The sequence below is a fragment of the Hymenobacter sp. 5317J-9 genome, from assembly GCF_022921075.1.
Classification (GTDB): domain Bacteria; phylum Bacteroidota; class Bacteroidia; order Cytophagales; family Hymenobacteraceae; genus Hymenobacter.
On the sequence record NZ_CP095050.1, the window covers coordinates 5,049,722 to 5,075,597 of the forward strand.

The following is a 25,876-nucleotide window of genomic DNA, read 5'->3' on the forward strand; positions in this document are numbered from 1 at the left end:
AGACGTGAATGACTACGCGCCGGCTACGGCATTGCCGCTGGGAGCCGACGCTTCGTTGTTGCGGTCGTCGTTCAAGCCGGGCAGGTTCAGGTCGGGCAGGTCGTTGCCGAGCTTGCCGCCGGCGGTCTGCTCACCTTTCACTTCGCTGGCGGTTTCGCTGCGGTCGGTGCCGGCCATGTGGGCCTGGTAGTTGGTCTGGGTAGCGAAGGGACGCGGGCCCACCAGGCGGGTCAGGTCTTCCTGTTGCAGCACCTCTTTCTCCAACAGCTCCTTGGCAATTACCTCCAACTCGTGGCGGCGCTCGGTTAGCAGCTCTTTGGTGCGGGTGTAAGCTTGGTCGATGATGGTGCGCACTTCCTCGTCAATCATCTGCGAAGTGGCTTCCGAGTACGGCTTTGAGAAACCGTATTCGTTCTGGCCTTTCGAATCGTAGAACGACACGTTGCCAAGCTTGGCGTTCATGCCGTACATCGTCACGATGCTGTAGGCCATCTTGGTGATGCGCTCCAGGTCGCTCAGGGCGCCGGTCGAGATTTTGCCAAACACCAGCTCCTCGGCGGCGCGGCCACCCAGGGCCATGCACATTTCGTCAATCAGTTGCTCGGTGTTGTACAAAAACTGCTCCTTGGGCAGGTACTGCGCGTAGCCGAGGGCGGCCACCCCGCGGGGCACAATGCTCACCTTCACCAGCGGGTCGACGTGCTCCAGGAACCAGCCTGCGATGGCGTGGCCGGCTTCGTGGTAGGCCACGATGCGCTTTTCGCCGGGCGAGATGATTTTATTTTTCTTCTCCAGGCCCCCAATCACGCGGTCGATGGCGTCGGTGAAGTCCTGGTCGGTGATGAACTTTTTGTCGCGGCGGGCGGCGATGAGGGCGGCCTCGTTGCAGACGTTGGCAATCTCGGCGCCGGCAAAACCGGGGGTCTGCGCCGACAGCCGGCGGGCGTCCACGTCGGGTCCCAGCGTCAGGGGCTTGAGGTGCACGTTAAAAATCTCGGTGCGGCCGTTAATATCCGGCTTGTCTATGCTGATTTGGCGGTCGAAACGACCGGGACGTAGTAGGGCCGAGTCGAGGGTATCGGGGCGGTTGGTGGCAGCGAGGATGATGACGCCCGAATCGGTGCCAAAACCGTCCATTTCCACCAGCAGCGAGTTCAGGGTGTTCTCGCGCTCGTCGTTGCCACCGGGCACTGAGCCACGCGAGCGGCTGCGGCCCACTGCGTCAATCTCGTCGATGAAAATGATACAGGGCGCCTTGGCTTTGGCTTGTTTAAACAAGTCGCGCACGCGGGCCGCGCCAACGCCCACGAACATCTCCACGAAGTCGGAGCCCGACAGCGAGAAGAACGGCACGTCGGCCTCGCCGGCTACGGCTTTGGCCAGCAAGGTTTTACCGGTACCGGGAGGGCCTACGAGCAGGGCGCCTTTCGGAATCTTGCCGCCGAGGATGGTGAACTTGCTGGGGTTCTTCAAGAACTCCACAATCTCCTGCACTTCCTCTTTGGCTTCTTCGAGGCCGGCCACGTCTTTGAAGGTAATTTTCACCTTGTCGCCGCCTTCAAACAGGGCGGCGCGGCTCTTGCCGATGCTGAAAATCTGACCACCGGGGCCACCGGCGCTGCCCATGCGGCGCATCAGGAACCAGAACCCGACTATCATCAGCACGATGAAACCGTAGTTCCAGATGTAGTCGCCGGGGCTGTTGCGCTCTTCAATGTTGAGGGGCAGGCGCTGGCCGGCCGCCACGTCTTTTTGCAATTTGTCGAGGTCTTCCTGGAAGAGCTTGGCATCGACCACGGGGAAATAAAACTGCGCCCCACCCGTGCCGCTGGCCCCAAAGGGCGTGCGGCGCGTGAGCTCCTGCTTGTATTTCTCTTGGGCTTCGGGCTTCAGCTTCACTTCCACCAGCTTTTGGTTGCTGATGATGGTAATTTCCTTCACGTCGCCGGCGGCGAGCATGTTTTCGAAGCGCTGCTGGTTGATTTTGGCCGGCGCGTTCATGCTGTTCATCACCAGTACGCCGAACACGAACACGAGCAAGCCGGCCAGTACCCACAGCTGCAGGCCCGGCCGCGGATTGGGCGCCGGCGTCAGGGGCTTCTTTTTCTTGTTGTTGGGATTTTTATCCGACATGAAAATAGCTACTTTAAAATCAGGTATAACCACGAGCCTAACACTGCCTCAGAAGCAAATGTTCGGCCAGGCAGAAGACGCGGAAGGGGCGGTTTTATTTTGGGCGAAGTTGGATTTTCAAGAAAAAGAGAACGTCATGCTGAGCGCAGCGCAGCGAAGTCGAAGCATCTCTACTACGGAAGTAATCCAATCATCAGGATTAGTTACGCGGTAGAGATGCTTCGGCTGCGCTCAGCAGGACGTTCCTATATTCGTTTTACGCCCCAGGCCAATCCTTACGCCGGCTCTTCCTCCACGTAGCGGATGTCGGCGTCGCCCCACAGTTCTTCGAGGGCGTAGAACTTGCGGCGGTCGCGCAAGAACACGTGCACCACCACGTCCACGTAGTCGAGCAGCACCCACTCGCGGTTGGTACGGCCTTCGGTTTGCCAGGGGCTTTCGCCGGTCACTTTTTCAATCTCCTCTTCCACCGAGCGGGCCACGGCGTCGAGCTGGGTATCGGAATTGGCCGAGCAGATGATAAAATAATCTGCCACGGCGTTTTTGAGTTCTTTTAAATTCAGCACCACGATGTCGGACGCTTTTTTGTCCTGCATCCCGCGGATGACCAAATCTGCCAATGTGTCTGAATCCTGCCGGACCAACGTGCTTTTCATATTGTGGTGTTAGGTGTGAGCTTTGCAGCTGAAAGTCTACGAAGTTAACGATACGCGAAAGAAGGCCGTGGTTGTCACCCCTCAAACCTTGTTCACGGGCCAACAACTCCTCTGGTTGCCGGCCTGTGCCTCGACCAATTCGGAGGCCCAGGCATTGATTGTCCAAAACCGGGCCAGTGAGGGCTGCACCGTGATTACGGACTTTCAGTCGGCTGGCCGGGGCCAGCGCGGCAACCAGTGGGAAGGTGCCGCCGCCGAAAACCTGATGCTTTCGGTGGTGTGGCAGCCCACGTTTCTGGCGGCCGCGCAACAGTTTCAACTCAGCCAGGCCGTGGCCCTGGGGGTGCACGACTGGGCCGCGGCCCTGCTGGGCTCCGACCCGAAACTGAAGCTAAAGTGGCCCAACGACCTGTATTACGGCGACCAGAAGCTGGGGGGCATCTTGATTGAAAACACCCTGAGCGGGGCAAAGATTCAATATAGCATCATTGGTATCGGCATGAATATCAACCAGCAAGGGTTTGCCGTGCCCACGGCCACCTCGCTGGGCCTGCTCACGGGCCGCGCCTACGACCGCGCCGCGCTGGCCGCCCGCCTGCTCGAATGCCTGGAGCGGCGCTACCTGCAGCTGCGCGCCGGGCAGGTGGGCGCGTTGCGCCAAGCCTACCTGCACGCCCTGTACCGCTACCAGGAAACACATTCTTTTCTCATTGACGGGCAGGAAACGCAGGGGCAGATAGTGGGCGTGGAAGACGATGGCCGGCTGGCCGTGGCCGTGGGCGCGGAGCTACGACGGTTTGGCATGCAGGAAATCCGGCACCTGTAGCAACCGCGGCGGTCGTGGCCTATGCTTCTTGTAAGTCCGCTGGGAAAGTCATCTGGCCGTCTTGCTTCAGCTGCGCGCTGCAGGACGCGGTGGGGTATAATGGATGCGGGCGAGATAACCAGTGAAATGACTGAGAATAAGGGTGAATGCGATAACGAAACTGCTATATTCGCTTCATTATCTCCTAACTCTTTTCCTATGGAACATTTCTACTCGTTGTGCCCCCGATTTTCTTTCCACAGGAAAGCCGTCTGTTTACTAAGCGTCGCGCTTAGTTGCTTGTGGTCCTCAGCGCCTGCCCTTGCCCAGGATTTAAACGCGCATAGCCTGCCGCAGTGCTATACCCAGTTTCCGGCGCATCGTGGTCAACAATAGCAGTTGCGAGCAATTTCCGGAGTACAGCCCGGTTGCGTATCAGGAACAAAACTTGCCGGCTATCCCCATTAAAACTGTCCGAATCATGTTTCACGTCTTCCAAAAGGATGACGGTACCGGCAACTGGCAGTCCCCTTCCCAGGATGGCGGGGCCGACGAAGCCTTGTTGCGCGGGTTGGTGTACGGCCTGGCGCGTTTTCCGGCCGGCACCGGGGCCGGAGGACGGGACATTCGGGGCATTAACGGCATTTATTCGCAGCTCGACAACCGCGTAACCACCCTTACGCCCAACCCGGCGGCCGTGCCCGCAACGGGCGTTGCCGCCGATACGCGCGTGCGCTTTGCGCTGGAAGGCATACGCTACTACCGCAACACCGTGGCGTGGGATTTGTCGAACAACAGCCTTACGGGCTGCGTCAATTTGAGCGGCACTTCCCACTGTCTGTCGAGCTACTACGACACCTTCGTGGCCAACAGCAACACCACGCAGGACCAAACGCACACCGCGCTGACGCCGGACGAGAAAGAGCACGTCATCCACCTGTTTTTCGCCGAAAACCCCGGCCTCCCCAGTACCCGGGCCGACCAGTTTGGCAACCTCGTGAGTCATTACGGGTTTGGGGGCGCGGCCAATAATGCACCTGGCTCTTTTGCCTACCTGCGGGGTAGTTACTGGACGTTGAATAACCACCCCCTGTGGTCGGCTAACGGTGTGCGCAACGTCAATCCGCAAGATGCTTTTCGGCAAGTTGAGTATGTGCTGGCGCATGAATTGGGACATTGCCTGGGATTGGGGCACACCTTCGACGGCAGCGAAGCCTGTAGCGGCACCCAATTCAACGACCCACCTACCGTGGCCCCGCAAGGTGCCACTAATAATGTGATGGATGCGGCCTACTTGCCGGGGTTTTCCATGTCGCAATGCCAGATTGGGAAGATGCACTATTATCTGGGTCACGCCGGGGAATCCTTGCTCGACCAAAAAGTGGTATTGGACTATTGCCAACAGGTGCCCGGCGAGGACGTGACCATCGGCGCGGGCCAGCGCGTGGTGTGGAACAGCGCCCACAACCTGCGCGGCAACCTGTACATCGAAGCGGGTGCTTCGCTCACCGTGCGCTGCCGGGTGGGCTTTGCGGGCCCGGTGGCCAAAGTAGTGGTTCGCCAAGGCGGCGAGTTGATTCTGGACAACGGCACGCTCGGCAATTACGCCACCAGCGCGGCGCTGGAATGCGGCGATGACCTGCGGCTGTGGCTGGGCGGCGACGGCACCGACGGCGACAATAGCGGCCTTATCAGCATTCGCAACGGCGGGGGCTTCACCTCCCAACACTTGAGTGCCACGCTGACCGCCGGCGCAACCCTGCACGTGGGCCCGGTGCCGGTGGTGTTGGATGCTTGCCAGGTGCTCACGCAAGCCGGCAGCTACCTGTGCGTGGAGTCGGGCGCCACCTTTGCCCTCGAGCGGCAAGCCCGATTCACCATCGACCCCAACACTATTCTGGGCTTGCGCCCGACGGTTCACCTGCAAGCCGACTGCCAAAGCAGCCTGTGTGATATATTGAGCCAGTCGCTTGCCTTCACGGCGTCTACCCGCCTGCGTTCCGGCACGGTGCTCGGGGTGTGCGCCGGCTCCGACGTGGCAATGGCCATCCGCGGCCCCCAGGACGGCAACGCCACCACCGATGTAACCTGGTATAAGAATAACGTGGCCGTAGCCAGCGGCTTCGATTACGTGGATGCCCCCGCCGGCCCGGGCCCCGTGGCCTACCGGGTCGAGGTGAATTTCAACAACGGTTGTCCCCCAGTTGCCTACTCATTCTCCCAGCCCATCATCCCCATGCCCACCATCAGTCTGCAGGCCAACACCGCCACGATTTGTGTAGAGGGCAACACCGCGGCTTACGGTGCCGACGGCCAGTTTAGCCTGAACAGCCTGACCAGCACCTTACGCGACCCGAACGACCCGGCTAATCAGAACGTGGTGGCCGTGTGGCGCGACCCAGCGGCGTCCGGGGTGCTGACGGCGGTAACGCCCCCGCCGGGAAATACAACTTTTTACCGGTTAAACACGGTTGCCTTGCGGGCCAAGGGGCTGGCTTCTTACCAGTTGGAACTGTGCAACCAATCGGCTAGCTCGGGGCGCTGCCTAGCCTGCGCCACCGTTACCCTCAACCTGCGGACGTCCGTGTTTTCCGTGACCCCGCCCGCCGCGTCCTGCGCCGGCCAACCCGTGACGCTCCATGCCAGCGGCCCAAGCGGCACCACCTACACCTGGAACCCCGGCAACTTGCAAGGGGCCACCGTCACGGTGGCTCCTACCAGCACCACCACTTACACCGCAACGGCTACCGCGGGTGGCTGCTCGGCCATCCAGCCAGTCACCGTGACCGTGCGCCCGGCTACTTGCCTGAGCTGTTTGAGCAGCTACGTCGACGTGAACAGCGCGGGCACACGCTTTACGTCCTACACGTTCGCGCCGGGAAAAACCTATGTGTTCACCAGAGACACCGAGTTGGCCAACGGCTCGTTTGTGGTGCCGGAAGGTGCAACGCTGCTCTTCGAAGCGAAAGTGACCCTGACGTTGGCCGACGGCGCCCAACTGGACCTGCGCGGCGGACGCCTCACCGCCACCTGTGATGAGATGTGGGGCGGCATCGTGGCCGAAGCCAGCAGCGCCGGCGTAGTAGCCCAGCAGCCCCCCACCGTAGCGTATTCTGAAATTAGCCATAGCCGCAATGGCCTGCGCATTTATGGCGCTGCCGGCTCCGCCGCCCAGCCCGCGCTGCAGCTCGACTACGTGGCGTTCCGGCACAACGGCTTGGGCGTGACGGTGAGCAACGAGGCATCGGAAATGCCCTTTGCCGGGCTGATTGACCATTGCCTGTTCGATTCAGACCCCCGGCAGATGCTGACGCCCTGGCAATATGTATCGGCCCGCGACCTGCACGTGAGCCAGCGGCATCTTTCCCTGGCCGGCAACTGCGCCGGCCTGACCCTGCGCAACAGCACCCTCGACCATGCCCTGCTAGGCGTATGGGCGCCGGTTTCGGCGCCGTTCTCGGCCGACCACAACGTGTTTCGCAATTTCTACGTGGCGGGGGTGTACGCCCACGACCTGCTGCCGGCCGGCACGCACCTGACGATGAACGAGTTTGAGTACCCGCCCGCGGCCAACGACATCGTGGCCAGCCACAGCCCGCAGCTGCGGGACCTGTTTGCCACGGACCTGGCCGGCGAAGGGCCCACTTCTATGCTGCGCGAGGGCGTGTGCGTGGGCATCTTCGGGCCCACCGTCACGCAGCCTGGCTTGCCCGTCTTCACGCTGGAAGGCAACAACTTTCGGCAGAACACGCCGCTCGCCACCTATGATTCGCAGGTTCCTTATCCGCAGCATGGGGTCATTATCACGGGCGGCATCGTGCGCCACAACACGTTTCGCAACCTGCAAATAGCGTACATGAGCGGCTCGACGCAGCAAGGCGGGGAAGTGCGCGACAACCTGTTTTACAGTTGCGTGTATGGGGTGTACTTCACCAACACTCAGAACCATTCGCTGAGCGCAACCGGCGGCGCCGTGGTAAGCTGCAATACCTTTGAGCGTTTGCCTAACCTGAGTGGCACCAGCATGGGCATCGTGCGAGACTTCTGCCAGGCTTACTATAGCAACGACCCGTGCACGCAACTCAACATCAGTACGGAACGGGTTCCCGGAAGCCCGGGTCAAACAAGGCCAATTTTGCAAAAAAATTGGTTCGTAGGAACGGCAAGCGGCAACGACCATTTTTATCACATCTACAACTCAGAGACGAACGCACCGATTGATTATTGGACGTTTGACGACATCGCTCCTTCCATCATTGGAAACGGGGGGCAGATTCTTGTACGAACTGTCAATCAACTGCTCACTCCTTCATCCTCTGGTGTCCCAGGCAATGATTGTGCTTCTGAAGGCTATCAGTACGGTTTGCAGGGCATTGTCGGTCCTTCGTCTCCGAAGGCGCCTGCAACGAGTGCCGTTGCAGGTGCATTTTTAGACCAGAACGCGCCCAATCCTTGCAACGGCACCACCTCGATAAGCTACCGAACGCCGCCCAGCAGCGCGGAAGCAGAGTTAGTGGTCAGAAATTATTACTCGGGGGCGGTAGTGTTGCGCCAACCCGTGCCGGCCGGCGAGCATACTGTAGAACTGAACGTGGCCAAGCTGCCGCCCGGCGGCTACCACTATGCGCTGGAAATCGGTGGCCGCCCCGTAGCCCACCACAACCTATTGGTGCAATGAGCCGGCTCGCACGTTTTTGCCAGTGCCTGACCGTGGTCGGGGGCTGGTGCTTTGTGCTGGCCTACGCGGCCCTAGCGCAGCCCGCGCTGGTGAGTGAGCGCAAAAATCGCCCCCGCTTTCAGCAACTGGAGGGCATAAAATCCTTTGAGTTGCCCGGCCATCGGTTTTTGCACTGCAGTAATACGTGGGTGAACGGACTGGTAAACGGACAGGGCCGAAGCAAAATAGAGCTGACCTTGACGGTGAGCAAGGCAAACGGCGACACGGTGCGGTATCAACGCCTGAACCGCAATCAGCTCAACGGCGGCGATTATATGACCGATGCCGTGCTAGGCCCGGACCAGAATTTAACAGTGCTCTGCAACCACCTTACGCCGAACGCCAACCCGACCCTGCCCGGCAGCTGGACGTACTCGCTCATTCAACTCGACACGCTGGGCCAGGTGCGCTGGCAGCAGTTCTACCCCGTCACCCCCGTCAGCACGGTGGCGGCGGCCAGCGCCCTGCTGCAGGTCCCCGATGGCTTCCTGGTGCTGGTCAGCCCGGTGTCGCCGGCGAGTACGTCCACGGCTACCTACACCCAGGGCGGGGTGGCCAAGTTTGACCGGCAGGGCACCCCGCTCTGGCAGCGCACCTGGCCCAGCCGGGGCTACGGCGGGGTGGGCAGCCTGGGCGGGCTGGTGGCCCGGCCCGACGGCTCGTACTTGGCCACGGGATTCGCCGACAACGGCACCATCTACAACGGCGGCGCGACCTCGCCCCGCCTCGACTATTGGCTGGTGCAATTTTCCCCGCAGGGCGATACCATCCGCACGGCCCGCTTCGGCGTGTCGCCGCAGTTCGAAACCGGCTACGCCGTGTTCAACACGGCCAACGGCGGGGCCGTGGTCAGCGGGGTGCGGCGCCTGCCCACCAGCGCCAACAATGACGCCGTGCTGCTGCAGGTCGACAGCCTGCTACGCCCGCAGTGGAGCTACATTCAGCCCAACCCCAGCGGCTATAGCGAATATTTTAACATTGTGCAGCCCATGCGCAGCGGTAACATCGTCGTTGGGGGTGGGCGTTACGTCTACCTGACGGGGGAAAATTATGGGTACTTAGCCGCCTTCTCGGCCGGCGGCGTGCCGCGCTGGTCTTGGCAACATCATTACGCCAACAATCCGCAGAATCTGACGGGGTATTCCACGATGATAAGCCGGCCCGACAGCTCGGCGTACTTGGCCGGCGGTTTTTTAGCCAATTCTTCTGCCACCACAGGAGAAGACTTGTTCACACACGTGGCCAACGTAGGAGCGCCTTACGTGGCGGACCTGTGCCGGGTGCGGCCGCAGGCGCTGGTGGGCTACGCCTTCACGGCTGGGGGCGACAGCCTGCGGCTGGTAAGCCTGTCCACGGCGGGCCCACGCTATGCCGCGCTGGCGCTGTGGCGCTGGGACTTCGGCGACGGCACCTTCTTCGACGGGCCCGCCCCGCCGCCGCACCGCTACGCCCCCGGCACCGGCGCGGGCACGGCCGTGCGCCTGACGGTGACCAACAACTTGGGCTGCACCAGCACGCAGGCCGTGTTTCCGTTTGCCCTGGCCGCGGCCGGGGCCAGGGCGCTGGTCGCCGGGGCGCGGCTCTGGCCCAACCCCACGGCCGGGGCCGCCACGCTGGAAGTGCCCGGCCTGCGGGCCCAGCCACCAGTGCCGGTGGAGGTGCTCAACGCCTTGGGGCAGGTGGTGCGGGCGCGGGTCGTGCCCGTGCGCGGGGGCGTGGCGCGGGCCGAACTGAATTTGACCGGCCTGCCGCCGGGCGTGTACGCCGTGCGCCTGCGCGCCGCGGAGGGCGCCGTGGTTAAGCGCTTTGTGCGGGAGTAGGCCAGCCGGCGCAGCTTAAAAGAAAGAGCCGCCTTCTCATCTTCTTAAACTTTCCAGACGGCTTACTATTCAAATTCATCAACAAAATATTCAAAGACTCAGGCAACCGGCCTGTCCTTTTTGCCGAGTTGTTTTTGCGGACGCCATACAACTTTTGGCAGTTTCGACAGTCCATCAAACCGAAACGACTGGCCCGGCGTTGGTTGCAGAACCCGGCACGGTGCTTGTCTTTGCCATTATCAACGCTTACCTTACCCATCACCTCACGCTTTTCTGCTTACCCGCATGAAACTTTTTACTCGAATCATGGCAGTGGCCGCCATTTTGGCCATGCCCCTGGCGCCGGTGCTGGCCGCCAACATCACCATCACGGTGGGCGACAACTACTACCGTGGCCCTGGCAACACCACCCAGGATTTCGACATCCGGACCATCAATGTGGGCGACGTAGTGACCTGGAATTTTGTGGGTCAATCTAGCCACCCCACCGCTTCTGACAACGGCAAGTGGGTCACGTTCACAACCAACCGCAGCATCACGTTCAACACGGTTGGTTCGTATCCCTATCACTGCGACGCCCACGGTGCTCCCGGTGCAGGTCAATACGGCGTGCTAACGGTGGTGGTGCCCACCGCCACCGCCAAGCTGGATGCCAGCGCCGCCGGCATTAATCTGAGCGTGTACCCCAACCCCAGCCACGGGCAAGTGACGGTGAAGCTGGACCAGAAGCCCGGCGTGGATTACAAGCTGCGCCTGAGCAACATCATCGGCCAGGAAATCCGGACCGTGGCCCTCAAGCCCGAGCTGACCGCTGCCGGCCTGTCCCTCGACCTAAGCGACCTGCGCGCCGGCATGTACGTCTACAGCCTGCTGGCCGACGGCAAGGTGGTGAGCACGAAACGACTTGTGTTGCAGAACTGAGGATTATTCCCCTGAATTTAGAACCAGAAAGCAGCCATTGGCTGCTTTTTGTGTTTCTGGGCTATATCGGCGGCGGGTTCGTGCGCAGTGCAACCGTGCATTGCCTACTTTTGCCCTTTAACTGATTTGCCAGCTTCTTTTTCCGGCCGCGTTTTGCTGACGACGGGCGGCGTTGTGTGCCTCATTCGAAAGTATGCGTTCCTTTAAAAGCCTGAACAACCTGGTCGGCTGGCTCGTGTTTGCCATTGCCGCCGTCACCTACCTGCTCACCCTGGAGCCCACGGCCTCGTTCTGGGACTGCGGCGAGTTCATTGCCTGCTCCTACAAGCTGCTGGTGCCGCACCCTCCGGGGGCGCCCACCTTCCTGCTACTGGGCCGCATCATGTCGCTGTTTTCGTTTGGCGACGTGACCAAGGTGGCCGTGCTCATCAACGCGCTTTCGGGCTTGAGCAGCGCCTTCACCGTGCTGTTTTTGTTCTGGATTATCACCCGCATGGCCCGCAAGCTGGTGCTGCGCGAGGCTGTGGGCAACAGCAACCTGCGGGCCGAAGCCATCGAGCCCAACGGCTACCAGCGCCTGCTCATTCTGGGCGCGGGCGCAGTGGGCGCGCTGGCCTTCACCTTCTCCGATTCCTTCTGGTTCAACGCCGTGGAGGGCGAGGTGTACGCCATGTCGGCCCTTTGCACCGCCGCTGTGGTGTGGCTGATGCTGAAGTGGGAAGCCCACGCCGACGAGCCCGACTCGGACAAGTGGATTGTGCTCATTGCCTACGTCATCGGCCTCAGCATCGGCGTTCACTTGCTGAACCTGCTGACCCTGCCTGCATTGGGCTTCATCTATTACTACCGCCGCACCGCCAACCCCAGCATGAAGGGCGGCATCCTGGTGATGGTGGTGAGCATGATTATCGTGGGGTCCATTCTGGTGGGCATCATTCCGGGCCTGCCCACGCTGGCGGGCAGCGTCGAGGTGTTCTTCGTGAACACCATTGGCCTGCCGTTCAACTCGGGCCTGTTCGTGTTCCTGATTGTTTTTATCGGCCTGATTTGGTTCGGCTTCCGCCTTTCGTACCAGCGCCGCAGCCAACTGCTGAACACGGCCATGCTGTGCTTCGTGTTCATCCTGATTGGGTACTCGTCGTACCTGATTGTGCCCATCCGCAGCTCGTTCCAGCCCACCATCAACGAAAACGACCCCGAGGATGTGCTGAGCTTCGTGAGCTACCTCAAGCGGGAGCAGTACGGCTCGCGCCCGCTGCTCTACGGCCCGCAGTTCAACGCCCAGCCCAACGGGCAGGAGCCCGGTGCCCCTCGCTACGCCCGCGACACCAAAACCGGCAAATACAAGGAGCTGCCCCCGCAGCCTGAGTACACCTACGCCGACGAGGACAAGATGCTGATTCCGCGCATCTACAGCTACGAGCCCGACCAGATTGCCAACTACAAGAAGTGGGTCGACATTCAGGACGGCGTGAAGCCCACCATGGGCCAGAACCTGGGCTTTTTGTTCCGCTACCAGATGGGCCACATGTTCTGGCGCTACTTCATGTGGAACTTCGTGGGCCGCGAGTCCGACATTCAGCAGGCGGGCGTGGTCACGCCCTTTAGCCCGGGCAAGGGCACGCTGCCGGCCCGCATCGGCGAGAGCCCGGCCCACAACAACTTCTTGGCCCTGCCGCTCATTCTGGGCCTCATCGGCCTGTTTTTCCAGAGCCGGCGCGACAGCAAGGACGCCTGGGTGACGGGCCTGCTCTTCATCATGACGGGCCTGGCCATCGTGTTCTACCTCAACCAGCCGCCGCGCGAGCCGCGTGAGCGCGACTATACCTTCACCGGCGCCACGTTTGCCTTCTCCATCTGGATAGGCCTGGGCGTGCTGGGGCTGGCCGAATTGTTTGGCAAAGCCGTGAAGGCCGACGGCCTGCGGGCCGGCCTGGCCCTGGTGGTGGGCTTGCTGATTCCGGGCATCATGGCGGCCCAGGGCTGGGACGACCACGACCGCAGTAACCGCTACAATTCCGTGGACTCGGCCAAAAACCTGCTGAATTCCTGCGCTCCGAACGCCATCCTGTTCACCAACGGCGACAACGACACCTTCCCGCTGTGGTACGCCCAGGAGGTGGAGGGCGTGCGCACCGACGTGCGCGTGGCCGTGCTCTCGTACCTGAACACCGACTGGTACATTGCCCAGATGAAGCGCCGCGCCTACAAGTCGCAGCCCTTCCCCATCAGCATGGGCCCCGAGTCTTACGCCCAGGGCACCAACGACATGCTGCCCTTCGCCGCCAACCCGGCCGTGCAAAGCGTGAACCTCAAAGAGTTCATTCAGCTCATCAGCTCCAACAACCCGCTGCTGCAGGTGCAGTACCAGGAAGGCGGCCCGAGCATGAACTCCTTCCCGACCCCCAACTTCTACCTGCCCATCGACACGGTAGCAGTGCGCAAGCTCGGCATCATCCCGAAGGACCGCGAAAACCAGCTCGTGAGCAAGATGGAGTGGAGCATGGGCAAACGCGCCATTGAGAAGAAAAACCTGGTGATTCTGGACATGATTGCCAGCAACAACTGGCAGCGCCCCATCTACTTCAGCAGCACCGTGGCGCCGAGCGACTACATGAACCTGCAGCCCTACTTCCAGCTCGAAGGCATGGCTTACCGCCTGCTGCCGCTGAAGGACCCGAACTACGACCCCCGTTCCGGCGACGAGGGCTTTGTGGAAAAGGACCTGACCTACGAGCGCCTGCTGAAAACCTTCAGCTACCGCGGCCTGCAAAACCCGCACATCTTCTACGACGAGAACAACCTGCGCTTCCCGGCCAACTACCGCGACAAGTTTGCCCGCCTTTCGCAGGCCTACCTCTCCAGCGGCAACGTGGCCAAGGCCAAGGAAGTGGCCGACAAGTGCCTGGAGCTGATGCCCGACAACACGATTCCCTACGACTACTATTCGCCGCAGCTGGTGCCCGCCCTGGTGGCCGGCGGCGAAAAAGCCAAAGCCGACCAAATCCTCGACACCATGACGCGCCGCTCGGAGCAGATGCTGGCCTACTACAGCACCAAGCCCGACGCCAGCCTGTTTGAGGACGACATGCGCGGCTACCTGCTGGGCCTGCAAAGCGTGTACCGCGCCGCCGAGCTCAGCGGCGACAGCGTGCGCGCCCAGAAGGCCTACGGGCTGATGAACCAGTACTACCCGCGGTAGGTGCATGAGTGAAGGAGTGAAGGCCGGTCCGCAAGTAGCGGGTCGGCCTTTTTTCTTTTAGGCCACTAATTGTTTCGCCGTAACAATGGCCGCGCTTGAGCGTTTGCGACGAGGAATGGCTAATTTGACGTACTCTGGCTGCCTGACCTACCTTTTTTATGGCTGTGAAACGCATTTTTGGAATTAGCCTTTTCGGGGGTGCCGTGCTGGTAACGCTGGCGGCGAATGTGTCTCGCCAGCCCCTGGCCCCGCGCCCCGACTACGCCGGCCTCTACCGCGACGTGGCCCGCCTCGACGTGGACACCCGCCGCGAGGGCGACAGCCTGCGCTTCTACCTGCGCCTGCCGCCGCCCGCCCGCCTGGGCCCCGGGCACCCCCTGCGGCTCACGGCCTGGCCCAGCTATGAGGCCCGCCAGCCGCTGTGGCAGGACAGCGTGCCGCGCCGCCAGCAGCACCCCATCCCCTTCCCCGATGGCGTGCGCCTGAGCTTCTGCGTGGCCGCGGCGCGTCTGCCGGCTGGCGCTGTGCTGCAGCTTACCACTGCCCCGCCCGATGCCAAAGACGACTACCAGGAGCCCACCACCACGGCCTGGCTGCGCCTGACGGAGGCCGTGCTGGCCCGCCCGTTTGTGCTCATCGACTCGGTGGGCCAGCCCCTGCTGCGGCGCTACGTGCAGGCCGGCGAAACCTTCGGCGTGGACAGCTACGGCCTCTACCAGCCTGTGCGCTGGAAGCGCTACGCCGTGAACCCAACCCCGGCCCTGCCGCCCATGACCAACCCGGCCGCCATGCCCGCCGGCCCCCGCACGCTGCCTGTGATGGACTCGGCCGCTACCCGCCCCGGTCAGCCCTTGCGCTTCGACGACGCGGGCCTGTACGCCCTGCGCGTGGGCGGGGCCGCGGGCAGCAAGCCCCGCACCCTGGCCGTGATGGTGGCTCCCAACCGCTACCCCGAGCTCACCACGGCCGCCGAGCTCATCGAGCCGCTGCGCTACCTCACCACCAGCCAGGAACGCAAAAAACTTACCGACGCCCCCGACCCCAAGCGCGCCGTGGACCGGTTCTGGCTCGACATCGCCCAGGGCAACCAGAAGCTGGGCAAGGAGCTTATCCGGCGCTACTACGGCCGGGTGATGGCCGCCAACGAATTATTTGCCGCCCACAAGGCCGGCTGGCTCACGGATAGGGGCCTGCTGTACGTGGTGATGGGCCCGCCGCCGAGCGTGCGACGGCTGTTTGACGGCGAAGAGCGGTGGTTTTACCCGGACGCGGGCCTGGGCGGCGGCTCGGTCACGTTCACCTTCCGGCCCCGGCCGAGTACCTTTGCCCCTGATTACTACGAATTGGTGCGCCGGCCCGAGTACGAATTGCTCTGGTATGCCGCCGTTGAAAAATGGAGAACCCCACCGACCGCCCTGACCGGCCCGAACGTCCCCAGCGACCTGCCCGCCCGGTAGCCGGCCGCCGCTTTTACGACGGCGCCAACCGCCCCGTCACCCCCAAACAGTTCCGCCCCGACCGCGGCGGCAGCGAGTTTGACGACCGTCCCGCCCGCCCCCGCGGCCGCGGCGGCTCCGACAACCGCGACGACTTCGGCGCCGACCGTCCCGCCCGCCCGGAGCGCAGCGAGTCGCGCCCGCCCTACCGCGAAGGCGGCGGGCGCGGTGGCAACGACCGGCCCCGCTATGAAAACCGCCCGGCCCAGGCGTCGAGCATCGACATGCTGTTTGGCCTGCGCCCCATTCTGGAAGCGCTGAGCGCCGGCCGCACGCTGGAAAAGATTTTCCTGCTGCGCGGTACCAAGAACAGCCTCGTTACGGACATCTCCACTGCCGCCCGCGAGGCGGGCATTCAGGTACAGATGGTGCCCGTGGAGAAGCTCGACAACCTGACGCGCAAAAACCACCAGGGCGCCGTGGCCTTCGTGTCGCCCATCGACTACGCCCCGCTCGATAACATCGTATCTGGGCTGTTTGAGGAAGGCAAAGTGCCCTTCCTGCTGCTACTCGACCGCATCACCGACGTGCGCAACTTTGGCGCCATTGCCCGCACCGCCGAGTGCCTGGGCGTGCATGCCATCGTGGTGCCCAGCCGCGGCGCGGCTCAAATCAACGGCGACGCCCTGAAAACCTCGGCCGGCGCGCTCAACATCCTGCCGGTGTGCCGCGAGGTGAGTTTGCACGAAACCGTTCGTTTCCTCCAGCAGTCGGGCATCACGGTAGTGGCCTGTACCGAGAAAGCCGATGAAGCCGTGGGCACCGCCCAGGTCGATTTCAGCGGCCCCGTGGCCGTGCTCATGGGCTCGGAAGAAGACGGCATCTCGCCCGACCTGCTAAACCTGGCCGACGTGAAGCTGAAAGTGCCCATGAGCGGCCAGATTCAGAGCCTCAACGTGGGCGTGGCCGCTGGCATCATGCTGTTTGAAGTGGCCCGCCAGCGGGTGGCAGCAGAGTAACGCACCGTGTCATTGCGAGTGGAGCGCAGCGCAACGCGGCAATCCGTCCTCTTAATGCGACCAGCCCCCAACATGTGAAAAGCCCCGGCACTGCGCAGTGCCGGGGCTTTTCGTTTTGGACAGACTTTTCACGTTAGCAGGCTGGTCGCATTAAGAGGACGGATTGCCACGGGCTGCGCCCTCGCAATGACAGGCGACTCCGCACGAGGCCAAGACAGGCCTAGTTATACCCGGCTCCCTTCTTTGCTTTCACATCGGCCACAAAGTCTTTCACGCGCTGCTCCTCGCTGCGCTTGCAGATGAGCAGCACGTTGTCGTACTCGGCCACGATGTAGTCTTCCAGGCCCTGCACCACCACCAGACGCTCCGACGGCGTTTTGATGACGCAGCCGGTGGTGTCGTAGAGCAGCACGTCGCCGCTCACCATGTTGCCATTGTCGTCGTGCTGGCCGATGCGGTGCAGCGAGTCCCAGGTACCCACGTCGCTCCAGCCGAAGTCGGCGGGCAGTACGTACACGTTGTCCGCCTTTTCCATCACGCCGTAGTCGATGCTGATGTTGCGGCAGCGCGAATAGGCTTCGCTGATAAATTCTTCTTCCTGGGGCGTGCCGAGCTGCGCCACCCCCTCATCAAATACCTCGGCAATGTCGCTCAGGTACTGGTGGAAGGCGTTGATAACGACATCGGCCCGCCACACAAACAGGCCGGAATTCCAGAGGAAGTCGCCACTTTCCACAAACATGCGGGCCAGCTCCAGATTGGGCTTTTCGGTAAAGGTTTTCACCTTGTGCAGCTCGCCGCCGGGCAGGCTCTGCTCGTCCATGTACTGAATGTACCCGTAGCCGGTGTCGGGGCGCGAGGGCTGAATGCCGAGCGTGATGAGCACGTCGTGGGCCCGGGCGGCGTCCACGGCCTTGCGGATGAGGCGACGGAATTCGTCTTCGCGCAGCACGGCGTGGTCGGCGGGCGTTACGATGATGGTGGCCTGCGGGTCGCGCTGGGCAATGCGGTAGCTGGCGTAGGCAATGCACGGGGCCGTGTTGCGCCCGATGGGCTCGCCCAGAATCTGGTCGAGGGGCAGTTCGGGCAGGTGCTCGTGCACCAGGTCGGTGTAGTCGCGGTTGGTGACCACGAACACGTTTTCGGGAGGGCACACGCCCGCAAACCGGTCCACGGTAAGCTGGAGCATGGAACGGCCAACGCCCAGCACATCATGAAATTGCTTGGGGTGGTGGGTGCGACTAAACGGCCAGAAGCGGCTGCCAATGCCGCCCGCCATGACAACGAGGTAAGTGGAATTCATTGGGGCAAAGGTAAGACCGGAGCCGAACGTGCAGCACAAGGCCCGGGCCCGCTACACGAGGCCCTCACGCAGCAAGTCGTGCAGGTGAATGAAGCCGGCAAACGCGCCCCCTTCCGTCACCACCAGCTGCGTAATGTTGCGCTGCTGCATGCGGGCCAGCGCTTCGGCGGCAAAGTCCTCGATGTCGATGGTGGCCGGGCGGGGCGTGAGGATGTCGCGGGCGCGCAGGTTTTCCAGGTCCGAGAAGCTACCCAGCATGCGGCGCAGGTCGCCATCGGTGATGATGCCAGCCAGCTGACCGGCGGCGTCCAGCACGGCCGTGGCCCCCAGGCGCTTGCCCGATATTTCGAGCAGCACTTCCTTCAGCGGGGCATCTTCCGTCACCTGCGGGCGCTGGTTCTGACGGCTGAGGTCGCCCACTTTCAGGTAAAGGCGCTTGCCGAGCGTGCCGCCGGGGTGCAGGCGGGCAAAATCAGCAGCGGTGAACTGCCGGCTTTCGAGCAGGCACACGGCCAGAGCATCGCCGAGGGCCAGCGCCGCGGTGGTGCTGGTGGTGGGTGCCAAGTTGTTGGGGCAGGCCTCTTTGGCCACCGGCGCGTGCAGGATGTAGGTAGCCTGCTGGCCCAGGTAGGAGTCGGCGCGGCTGACGAGGGCGGCCAGCGGCACGCCCTTGCGGCGCAGCAGCGGCACCAATACTTTGATTTCGGGCGTGTCGCCGCTCTTGCTGATGGCGATGACAAAGTCTTCGGGCTGAATCATGCCCAGGTCGCCGTGGATGGCATCGGCGGCGTGCATGAACAGGGCCGGCGTGCCGGTGCTGTTGAGCGTGGCCACGATTTTGCCGGCCACGTGCGCGCTTTTGCCAATGCCCGTGACCACGACGCGGCCCTTGAGCTGCAGAATGGCCTGCACGCAGCGCGCAAAGTCGGGCGTGGCGGCAATGGCCTCGGCTACGTCGTGCAGGGCGGCGGCCTCTTCGTGCAGCACCTGCCGGGCAATGGTGAGCATATCGGCGGGCGAAGGGGCGGCGCCAGGGGCAGCCGAGTGAGCGAGGTGCGAGGAAGCAGGCATGGGCAAAGCAGGAAATGACGCTGCAAAATTCGGCGATAGAAGCTAAGCCAGCGCCGCCGCCCCAACGCCCCCAACAACGGCTTTGAACCGTTCGTTTTCAACCGCTAAATGGGCCCATCCCATTGCCGTTTGCAAAAGCATTGTTCGTCTGGCATTTGCATTTTACCGGGCACACGGCCACTCATTTGGCGTTACGAAATTGTTTTCCACAATTCACGAAAAACACCATTTTTCACGTTAAAAAACAATCCTCGTGCTTATCTTCGTTAAGAACCGCGCTTCCATACGCACCTCATCTGAGCTTACGAACTATGTCAACAGTTGCCCTTCAAGAATCCCCGGTCCTCACGGCCGACTTGAAACATACACTTAAGGAAGTATTCGGCTACGGCCAGTTTCGCGGGACGCAGGAAGCTGTTATTCAGAACATACTGGCGGGGCGCAACACCTTTGTCATCATGCCTACGGGCGCGGGCAAAAGCCTGTGCTACCAGCTGCCGGCCCTGGTGCTGCCGGGCACGGCCATCGTCATTTCGCCGCTCATCGCCCTGATGAAAAACCAGGTCGACCAGCTCGGCGCTTTTGGTGTGAATGCCCAGGTGTACAATTCGACGCTGACCAAAACGGAGATGAACCGCGTCAAGAAAGACGTGATGAACGGCGACGTGCGCCTGCTCTACGTGGCCCCCGAAAGCCTGACCAAGGACGACACCATTGAGTTTCTGCTGAAAAGCACCATCAGTTTCGTGGCCATCGACGAGGCCCACTGCATCTCGGAATGGGGCCACGACTTTCGGCCCGAGTACCGCAAGATTCGCGGCATCATCGACAACCTGGGCGGCAACGTGCCCATTATTGCCCTCACGGCCACGGCCACGCCCAAAGTGCAGCTGGATATCCAGAAGAACCTGCAGATGGACGACGCTTCGGTGTTTAAAACCAGCTTCAACCGCACCAACCTTTACTACGAGGTGCGCGCCAAGCACAACACCAAGAAGCAGCTGATTCAGTACGTGAAGCAGCACAAGGGCAAGGCCGGCATCATCTACTGCCTGAGCCGCAAGAAAGTGGAGGAAATAGCCGAGCTGCTGCGCGTGAACGACGTGCGCGCCCGCCCCTACCACGCCGGCCTCGACCAGCAAACCCGCATCGACAACCAGGACGCCTTCCTGAACGAGGAGTGCGACGTTATCGTGGCCACCATTGCCTTCGGCATGGGCATCGACAAGCCCGACGTGCGCTTTGTGGTGCACTACGACGCGCCCAAATCCATTGAGGGCTACTACCAGGAAACCGGCCGCGGCGGCCGCGACGGCCTGGAAGGCAACTGCCTGATGTTCTACAGCTACGACGACATTCTGAAGCTGGAGAAGTTCAGCAAGGACAAGCCGGTGACCGAGCGCGACAACGCCCACCAGCTGCTGGCCGAAATGACGAACTACGCCGAGTCGTCGGTGTGCCGGCGCCGGCAGCTGCTGCACTATTTCGGCGAGGTGCTGGAGAAAGACTGCGGCTTCTGCGACAACTGCAAGCACCCCAAGGAGCGGTTTGAGGGCGAAGCGGCCGTGGGCCTGGCCCTGCGCGCCGTGGTGCAAACGGAGGCCCGCTTCAACCTGACGCACATCGGCCAGGTGCTGCTGGGGCTCAGCAACCCGCACATTGAGAGCTACGCCCACAACGCGCTGCCGGTGTACGGCCAGGGCAAGGAGCTGGGCGACGCGCAGTTCTGGCACTCGGTGCTGCGCCAGTGCCTGCTCAACGGCTTCCTGGAAAAGGACATCGACAGCCTGGGCCTGGTGCGCATCACCGACAAGGGCATGGACTTCATCGAGAACCCGTACTCCATCACGCTGACGCGCGACCACAACTTCGACGCCGAGCAGAAGGCCGACGAGGAAAAAGAGGAAGTGCAGCAGGCCGCCGGCCACGACGAAGCCCTGTTCACCCAGCTCAAGGAGCTGCGCAAGCAGGTGGCCAAGCAGAAGAACCTGCCGCCTTACGTCCTCTTCCAGGACCCAAGCCTGAAGGAGATGGCCACCACCTACCCCACCACCCTGCACGACCTCACGCACGTGTCGGGCGTGGGCCAGGGCAAGGCCCAGAAGTTTGGCGCGCCGTTCGTGGCCGCCATCAAGAAGTACGTGGAAGACAACGACATCGAAACCGCGGAAGACGTGGTGGTGAAGTCGGCCGTGAACCGCTCAAAAATCAAAATCTACATCATCCAGCAAATCGACAAGAAGATGATGCTGGAGGACGTGGCCTCGTCGAAGGGCATTTCGATGACGGAACTGATGGAGGAAATCGAGCACATCTGCTACTCCGGCACCCGCCTGAACCTGGATTACTACCTGAACGAAATGGTGGAGGAAGACCGCCAGGACGAGATTTACGACTACTTCATGTCGGCCACTACCGACAACATTGCCGTGGCCATGAAGGAAATGGGCGACGAGTTCAGCGAAGAAGAGCTGCGGCTGGTGCGCATCAAGTTCATCAGCGAAGTGGCCAACTAATCGGAGCTGGCATCCACGGAAGCCGCCCCAACGAAGCAACCTCACGCAAGAGGTTGTTTCGTTGGGGCGGCTTTTTGGTGCACGTCTGTCATCCTGAGCGCAGCGAAGGACCTTATCACCGAAGAACAATTTACTGTAGTCCAGACGGTGCGAGCGTGATAAGGTCCTTCGCTGCGCTCAGGATGACAGGCGCCCATAAACGACCTGCTGAAATCAACCGCCTGTTAACTTGCCAGACATTTTAACTTTTCTGCTTTAAAGTATGACGACTTCTTTTTCTTGCCGGGCGGTTCTGCGCGGCGCACTGGCGCTGCTCTCCATGAGCGCGCTTGAGGCCCACGCCGGCGGCCCGCCCGCGGCCCCCAAAGCGCCCGCCAACCCGCTGATGCCGGCTTTCAACCAGCCCATTGCGTTCAGCAAGGCTACCAAGGCCGATGTGCAGCAGGCCACCACCCTGGCCATTGCCAACACCAAAACGGCCCTGACGGCCATTTACAGCGTGCCGGCCGGCAAGCGCACCTTCGCCAATACCATGCTGCCGCTGGATGCCATGAGCGACAACTTTGGCAGCGTGGCCGGCCCCATCAGCATCTTGTTCAACGCCAGCCCCGATTCGGCGGTGCGCAACCAGGCCGAGCGCAGCCTGGCCCTTATCAGCAAGTATGGCAACGAGCTGGAGCTGGATGAAAAGCTCTACCGGGCCGTGAAGGACTACTCGAAAACCAAGGAGGCCATGGCCCTGACCGGCCCGCGCAAGAAGTTCCTGACCGAAACCGTGGACGAATACGAGCGCAACGGCTTCGCGCTGACGCCCGAGAAGCGCCAGGAACTGCAAAAGCTCAACGACAAAATTGCCGACCTGAGCCTGGCCTTTGGGGCCAACATTGCCAAAGACCGGAGCTTTTTGCTGGTGAGCGAGGCCGACATGAAAGGCTTGCCCGACGATTACGTCAAGAGCCGCCCGCGCGAGGGCGCGATGTACCGCATCAACGTGGACGGGCCTTCCTACACCACGTTCATGAAGTACGCGGAGTCGGAACCCATGCGCAAGCAGCTCTACACGCTCTACAACAACCGCGCGGCCGAAGCCAATCTGCCCGTGCTGAAGCAGCTGCTCATTGAGCGCCAGAAAAAAGCCCAGCTGCTGGGCTACAAAACCTACGCGGCCTACCAAACCAGCAGCCGCATGGTGAAAAACCCCGAAACCGTGTGGGCCTTCGAAACCAAGCTGGTGGACCGGGTGAAGGTGAAAAGCCAGCAGGACCTCGACGAGCTGCTGGCCGTGAAGCGCGCCTACCTGAAGGACGTGAACGTGAAGACGATAGCGCCCTGGGAAACGTCTTTCTACAGCAACTTGCTGATGCAGAACAAGTACCAGGTCGACGCGGAGAAAGTGAAGGAGTACTTCGAGGTGAACCATGTGGTGGATGGCCTCTTCAACACCACGCAGCAGCTGTTTGCCTTGAAGTTCAACGAGGTGAAAAACCCCTCAGTGTGGCACAAAGACGCGCGCATGTTTGAGGTGCAGCGCGACGGCAAGCTCATCGGGCGCTTCTACATCGACCTGTACCCGCGCGACAACAAGTACACCCACGCGGCTTGCTTTGGCGTGCAGTCGGGCCGCGCCACGGCCAAAGGCTACCAACTGCCCACGGCCGTGCTGCTCTGCAACTTCAACGCGCCCACGGCCGGCAAGCCGGCCCTGATGAGCCACAGCCAGGTGGTGACCTTCTTCCACGAGTTTGGCCACGTGATGCACAACCTGCTGACCACGGCCGAGTTGTCGGCGCAGTCGGGCACCAGCGTGAAGCGCGACTTCGTGGAAGCTCCTTCGCAAATCCTGGAAAACTGGGCCTGGAACTACGACGCCCTTAAAACTTTCGCCAAACACTACCAGACCGGCGAGGTGCTGCCCAAGCCGCTGTACGACAAGATGTGGACGGCCCGCAACGTGGGCTCGGGCCTGGCCGCCTCGCAGCAAATTCTATACGGCACACTGGACATGACTTTGCACGACCGTTTCGACCCGAACGGCACCGAGACGACTACCGACGTGCTCAAAAAGCTGCAAAACCAGATTACGCCCTTCGCCTACCTCGACGGCACCAACATGCAGGCCGCTTTCGGGCACCTCACGGGCTACGGCGCGGGCTACTACGGCTACATGTGGTCGAAGGTGTACGCCGAGGACATGTTCTCGGTGTTTGAGAAAAACGGCATCATGGACAGCAAAACCGGCCTGCGCTACCGCGACTACATCCTGGCCAAAGGCGGTACCGACGAGGAATACACCCTGGTGAAAAACTTCCTGGGCCGCGAGCCCAACCAGGACGCCTTCTTCAAGTCGCTGGGGCTGTAAAGGACCGACGAAGGCACGCTTCCAAACAAAAAAGGCCGCTTCCCCAAGCGGCCTTTTTTGTTTCCGGCTGCGAAGCCTGTCGAACTCTGGCCCCGGCGCCGCGTATGGCCTAAGTGCCTAGCGTGCTGCCTGGCAAATACTTAGCGAACTATATATGTGGGTTGTATTTGCGTTGCTGGCGGCGTTGGTGTCGGCTACTGTGGTCACCTTGTCGAAAGCAGGCATCAAAAACGTACCGCCCAGCCTGGCGTTTGCCATTCAGGCCGTGCTGATAATCATTGTGTCGTGGGGCACGGTGCTGTGGGAAAACCTGCTGCCCGACCTGGGCAAAATTGAGCGCAAAAGCTGGATGTTCCTCATTGCAGCCGGTATCCTCACGGCCGCGTCCTCCCTCCTGTCCTTTCGGGCCCTGTCCATCGGCGATGCCTCGCGCGTCTCGCCGCTCACCAACGTGGCCCTGGTGTTTTCGGTAACCTTAGCCGCCATTTTCCTGAAGGAGAAACTCACGTGGCAGGTGATGCTCGGCGCCGGGCTCATGGCCAGCGGGGCGCTGCTCATCGCCTTCGCCAAGCCAACTGAGAAGCCCGAGGATGCCAGCAAAAAAAATGGTCGTCCCGAGACCGGGACGACCATCTACGAATCGAAGCCAGCGGCTTAGCCCAATAGCTTACGGCGCCTGCACCAGCAGGCGGGCCGTGGCCACGGGGCGACCCTGGGCCAGCACGCGCACGGCGTAGAGGCCGGGCGCCAGCCCGGCCGGCAGGGCCACGGCCAGCTCGCCCCCCACGGGTTCGGCGGCCACCGCCGCCACGGCGCGGCCCAGCGCGTCGAGCAGCTGCACCCGCGCGGCCCCGCCCAGCGGCCGGGCCAGCGCCAGCCGCACCGTGCCGCCCGGCGCGGCCGGCTGCGGGTAGAGCACCACGGCCCCGGCCGGGACCGCGCCTGGGCGAACAGCCGACACCACGGGCACGAACTGGCTGCGGCAGGGCCGCTCGAAATAGGCCAGCCACGCCGGCTGGGCCAGCAGCTGGCCGCTCGGGCTGCGCTGCTGGCCCCGGCCGCTGACCACAATCGTGCTGTCGCCGGGCAGCAGCTGCCAGCTTTGGGGCAGGGCCGCGGTCAGCGCCTGCGAGCAGTAGGTGTCGCGTTGGGTCAGGCGGCCCTGCGCGCTCAGGTGCAGCACCTCGAACTCATTCGGTGCCGGGCGCGGCCGGGCGGCGTAGGTGAGCACGCGCAGGCTGCCGTCGGCCGCTTCCTGTACCTGGGCCGTGAACCGGTCGGTGTCGGTGAAGCCGCCCATCGGCAGCGGCGCCTCCAACAGCGTGCGCCACACCACGCGCAGGGCCGTGTCGAGCCGGGCCACGAAGCCGTGGGTGCGCGCCCGCCCGCCCAGCGAATCCAGCTGCGCCTGGCCCGACACGACGTAGCCGCTGCCGTCGCGCAGGCGCAGGGCCCCGGCCGAGGCAAACATCTGCACGAAGGCGGCGCGGCCGAAGGGCTCTATCCAGCGTGCGCGCCGGGGCTGCCCGCCCGAGTCGACCTCGAGGGCGTAGAGCTGGTAGTTGACCGAGTCGCGCTGGGCGTCGCCCAGCAGGAGCCAGCCCCGGCGCGGCGCTTCCACGATGCGCCGCAGGTAGGCGTAGGCCACGGCGGCGGGAAACTGCGCCCCGAGGCGGATGACGGGGTTGAGGTAGTTGCGCTGCCAGCGCAGCACGCCGGCCGTGTCAAGGCACACCAGCGAGAAGTGCGTGGAAACCGGCGTTTGGCCCGTGCCGCTGTTGTCGCCCAAGCCGGCGATGTAGTAGCGCCCATCGCGCGTGGCCGCATGCTGGCCTGCGTGGTCTGTTCGCACCGAAGGGGCCTTGCGCGTGCGCACCGTGTCACCGTTTCCTGTTACCCAGCTGTAGAGCCCCGTGAC

16 protein-coding genes are annotated in these 25,876 nt (G+C 62.5%); 11 read left to right on the forward strand and 5 right to left on the reverse strand.

The features are described 5' to 3' along the window. Positions 1–12 precede the first annotated feature (12 nt). The gene (gene ftsH, locus MUN81_RS21180) at positions 13–2,133 is read right to left on the reverse strand and encodes an ATP-dependent zinc metalloprotease FtsH (protein ID WP_245114069.1); all 2,121 of its coding nucleotides are present in this window, start codon (positions 2,131–2,133) and stop codon (positions 13–15) included. Here ftsH and MUN81_RS21185 point away from each other — a divergent pair. Beyond that, the gene (locus MUN81_RS21185) at positions 2,132–2,347 is read left to right on the forward strand and encodes a hypothetical protein (protein ID WP_245114071.1); all 216 of its coding nucleotides are present in this window, start codon (positions 2,132–2,134) and stop codon (positions 2,345–2,347) included. The genes ftsH and MUN81_RS21185 overlap by 2 nt on opposite strands. Positions 2,348–2,408: 61 nt before the next feature. On the opposite strand, the gene rsfS is transcribed toward MUN81_RS21185, so the two are convergent. Then, a complete protein-coding gene (gene rsfS / locus MUN81_RS21190; RefSeq protein WP_196295769.1) occupies positions 2,409–2,789 on the reverse strand; it encodes a ribosome silencing factor in 381 nt (126 codons plus the stop codon). Positions 2,790–2,877: 88 nt separating this feature from the next. On the opposite strand from rsfS, the gene MUN81_RS21195 reads away from it, so the two are divergent. From MUN81_RS21195 to rlmB, 7 genes are all read left to right on the forward strand, one after another. Next, entirely contained in the window at positions 2,878–3,615 is a 738-nt protein-coding gene (locus tag MUN81_RS21195) for a biotin--[acetyl-CoA-carboxylase] ligase (RefSeq protein WP_245114077.1), read from the forward strand. 460 nt (positions 3,616–4,075) lie between these two features. Continuing rightward, positions 4,076–8,272, forward strand: coding sequence for a zinc-dependent metalloprotease (locus MUN81_RS21200; RefSeq protein WP_245114078.1), 4,197 nt, complete (start codon positions 4,076–4,078; stop codon positions 8,270–8,272). Continuing rightward, positions 8,269–10,131 carry a T9SS type A sorting domain-containing protein gene (locus MUN81_RS21205; protein WP_245114080.1) on the forward strand — a complete coding sequence of 621 codons (1,863 nt, stop codon included), beginning with the start codon at positions 8,269–8,271 and terminating at the stop codon, positions 10,129–10,131. Before MUN81_RS21200 ends, MUN81_RS21205 begins: the two co-directional genes overlap by 4 nt. Before the next feature lie 285 nt (positions 10,132–10,416). Continuing rightward, complete coding sequence (locus MUN81_RS21210; protein WP_245114082.1) at positions 10,417–11,052, forward strand: T9SS type A sorting domain-containing protein; 636 nt, start codon at positions 10,417–10,419, stop codon at positions 11,050–11,052. Positions 11,053–11,245: 193 nt separating this feature from the next. Continuing rightward, the gene (locus MUN81_RS21215; protein ID WP_245114084.1) at positions 11,246–14,254 is read left to right on the forward strand and encodes a DUF2723 domain-containing protein; all 3,009 of its coding nucleotides are present in this window, start codon (positions 11,246–11,248) and stop codon (positions 14,252–14,254) included. A gap of 164 nt (positions 14,255–14,418) precedes the next feature. Further along, a complete protein-coding gene (locus tag MUN81_RS21220) occupies positions 14,419–15,711 on the forward strand; it encodes a GWxTD domain-containing protein (protein ID WP_245114085.1) in 1,293 nt (430 codons plus the stop codon). Beyond that, positions 15,648–16,709 carry a 23S rRNA (guanosine(2251)-2'-O)-methyltransferase RlmB gene (rlmB, locus tag MUN81_RS21225; protein ID WP_245114086.1) on the forward strand — a complete coding sequence of 354 codons (1,062 nt, stop codon included), beginning with the start codon at positions 15,648–15,650 and terminating at the stop codon, positions 16,707–16,709. The genes MUN81_RS21220 and rlmB overlap by 64 nt, the downstream gene beginning before the upstream one ends. Before the next feature lie 220 nt (positions 16,710–16,929). On the opposite strand, the gene MUN81_RS21230 is transcribed toward rlmB, so the two are convergent. After that, on the reverse strand, positions 16,930–18,012 hold the full coding sequence (locus MUN81_RS21230; RefSeq protein ID WP_245114088.1) for a mannose-1-phosphate guanylyltransferase: 1,083 nt from the start codon (positions 18,010–18,012) through the stop codon (positions 16,930–16,932). A gap of 51 nt (positions 18,013–18,063) precedes the next feature. Continuing rightward, on the reverse strand, positions 18,064–19,020 hold the full coding sequence (locus MUN81_RS21235; protein WP_245117429.1) for a KpsF/GutQ family sugar-phosphate isomerase: 957 nt from the start codon (positions 19,018–19,020) through the stop codon (positions 18,064–18,066). Between the two features lie 374 nt (positions 19,021–19,394). On the opposite strand from MUN81_RS21235, the gene recQ reads away from it, so the two are divergent. The 3 genes from recQ to MUN81_RS21250 all read left to right on the forward strand — a co-directional run bounded on the left by recQ (position 19,395) and on the right by MUN81_RS21250 (position 24,616). Next, positions 19,395–21,599: a DNA helicase RecQ gene (recQ, locus tag MUN81_RS21240; RefSeq protein WP_245114090.1), complete on the forward strand. Its 2,205-nt coding sequence runs from the start codon at positions 19,395–19,397 to the stop codon at positions 21,597–21,599. 262 nt (positions 21,600–21,861) lie between these two features. Next, the gene (locus MUN81_RS21245) at positions 21,862–23,958 is read left to right on the forward strand and encodes a M3 family metallopeptidase (protein WP_245114091.1); all 2,097 of its coding nucleotides are present in this window, start codon (positions 21,862–21,864) and stop codon (positions 23,956–23,958) included. Between the two features lie 154 nt (positions 23,959–24,112). Further along, on the forward strand, positions 24,113–24,616 hold the full coding sequence (locus tag MUN81_RS21250) for an EamA family transporter (protein ID WP_245114092.1): 504 nt from the start codon (positions 24,113–24,115) through the stop codon (positions 24,614–24,616). Between the two features lie 9 nt (positions 24,617–24,625). Here MUN81_RS21250 and MUN81_RS21255 read toward each other — a convergent pair whose 3' ends face one another. Beyond that, positions 24,626–25,810, reverse strand: a complete 1,185-nt coding sequence (locus tag MUN81_RS21255) for a hypothetical protein (protein WP_245114093.1) — start codon at positions 25,808–25,810, stop codon at positions 24,626–24,628. Between the last annotated feature and the right edge of the window lie 66 nt (positions 25,811–25,876).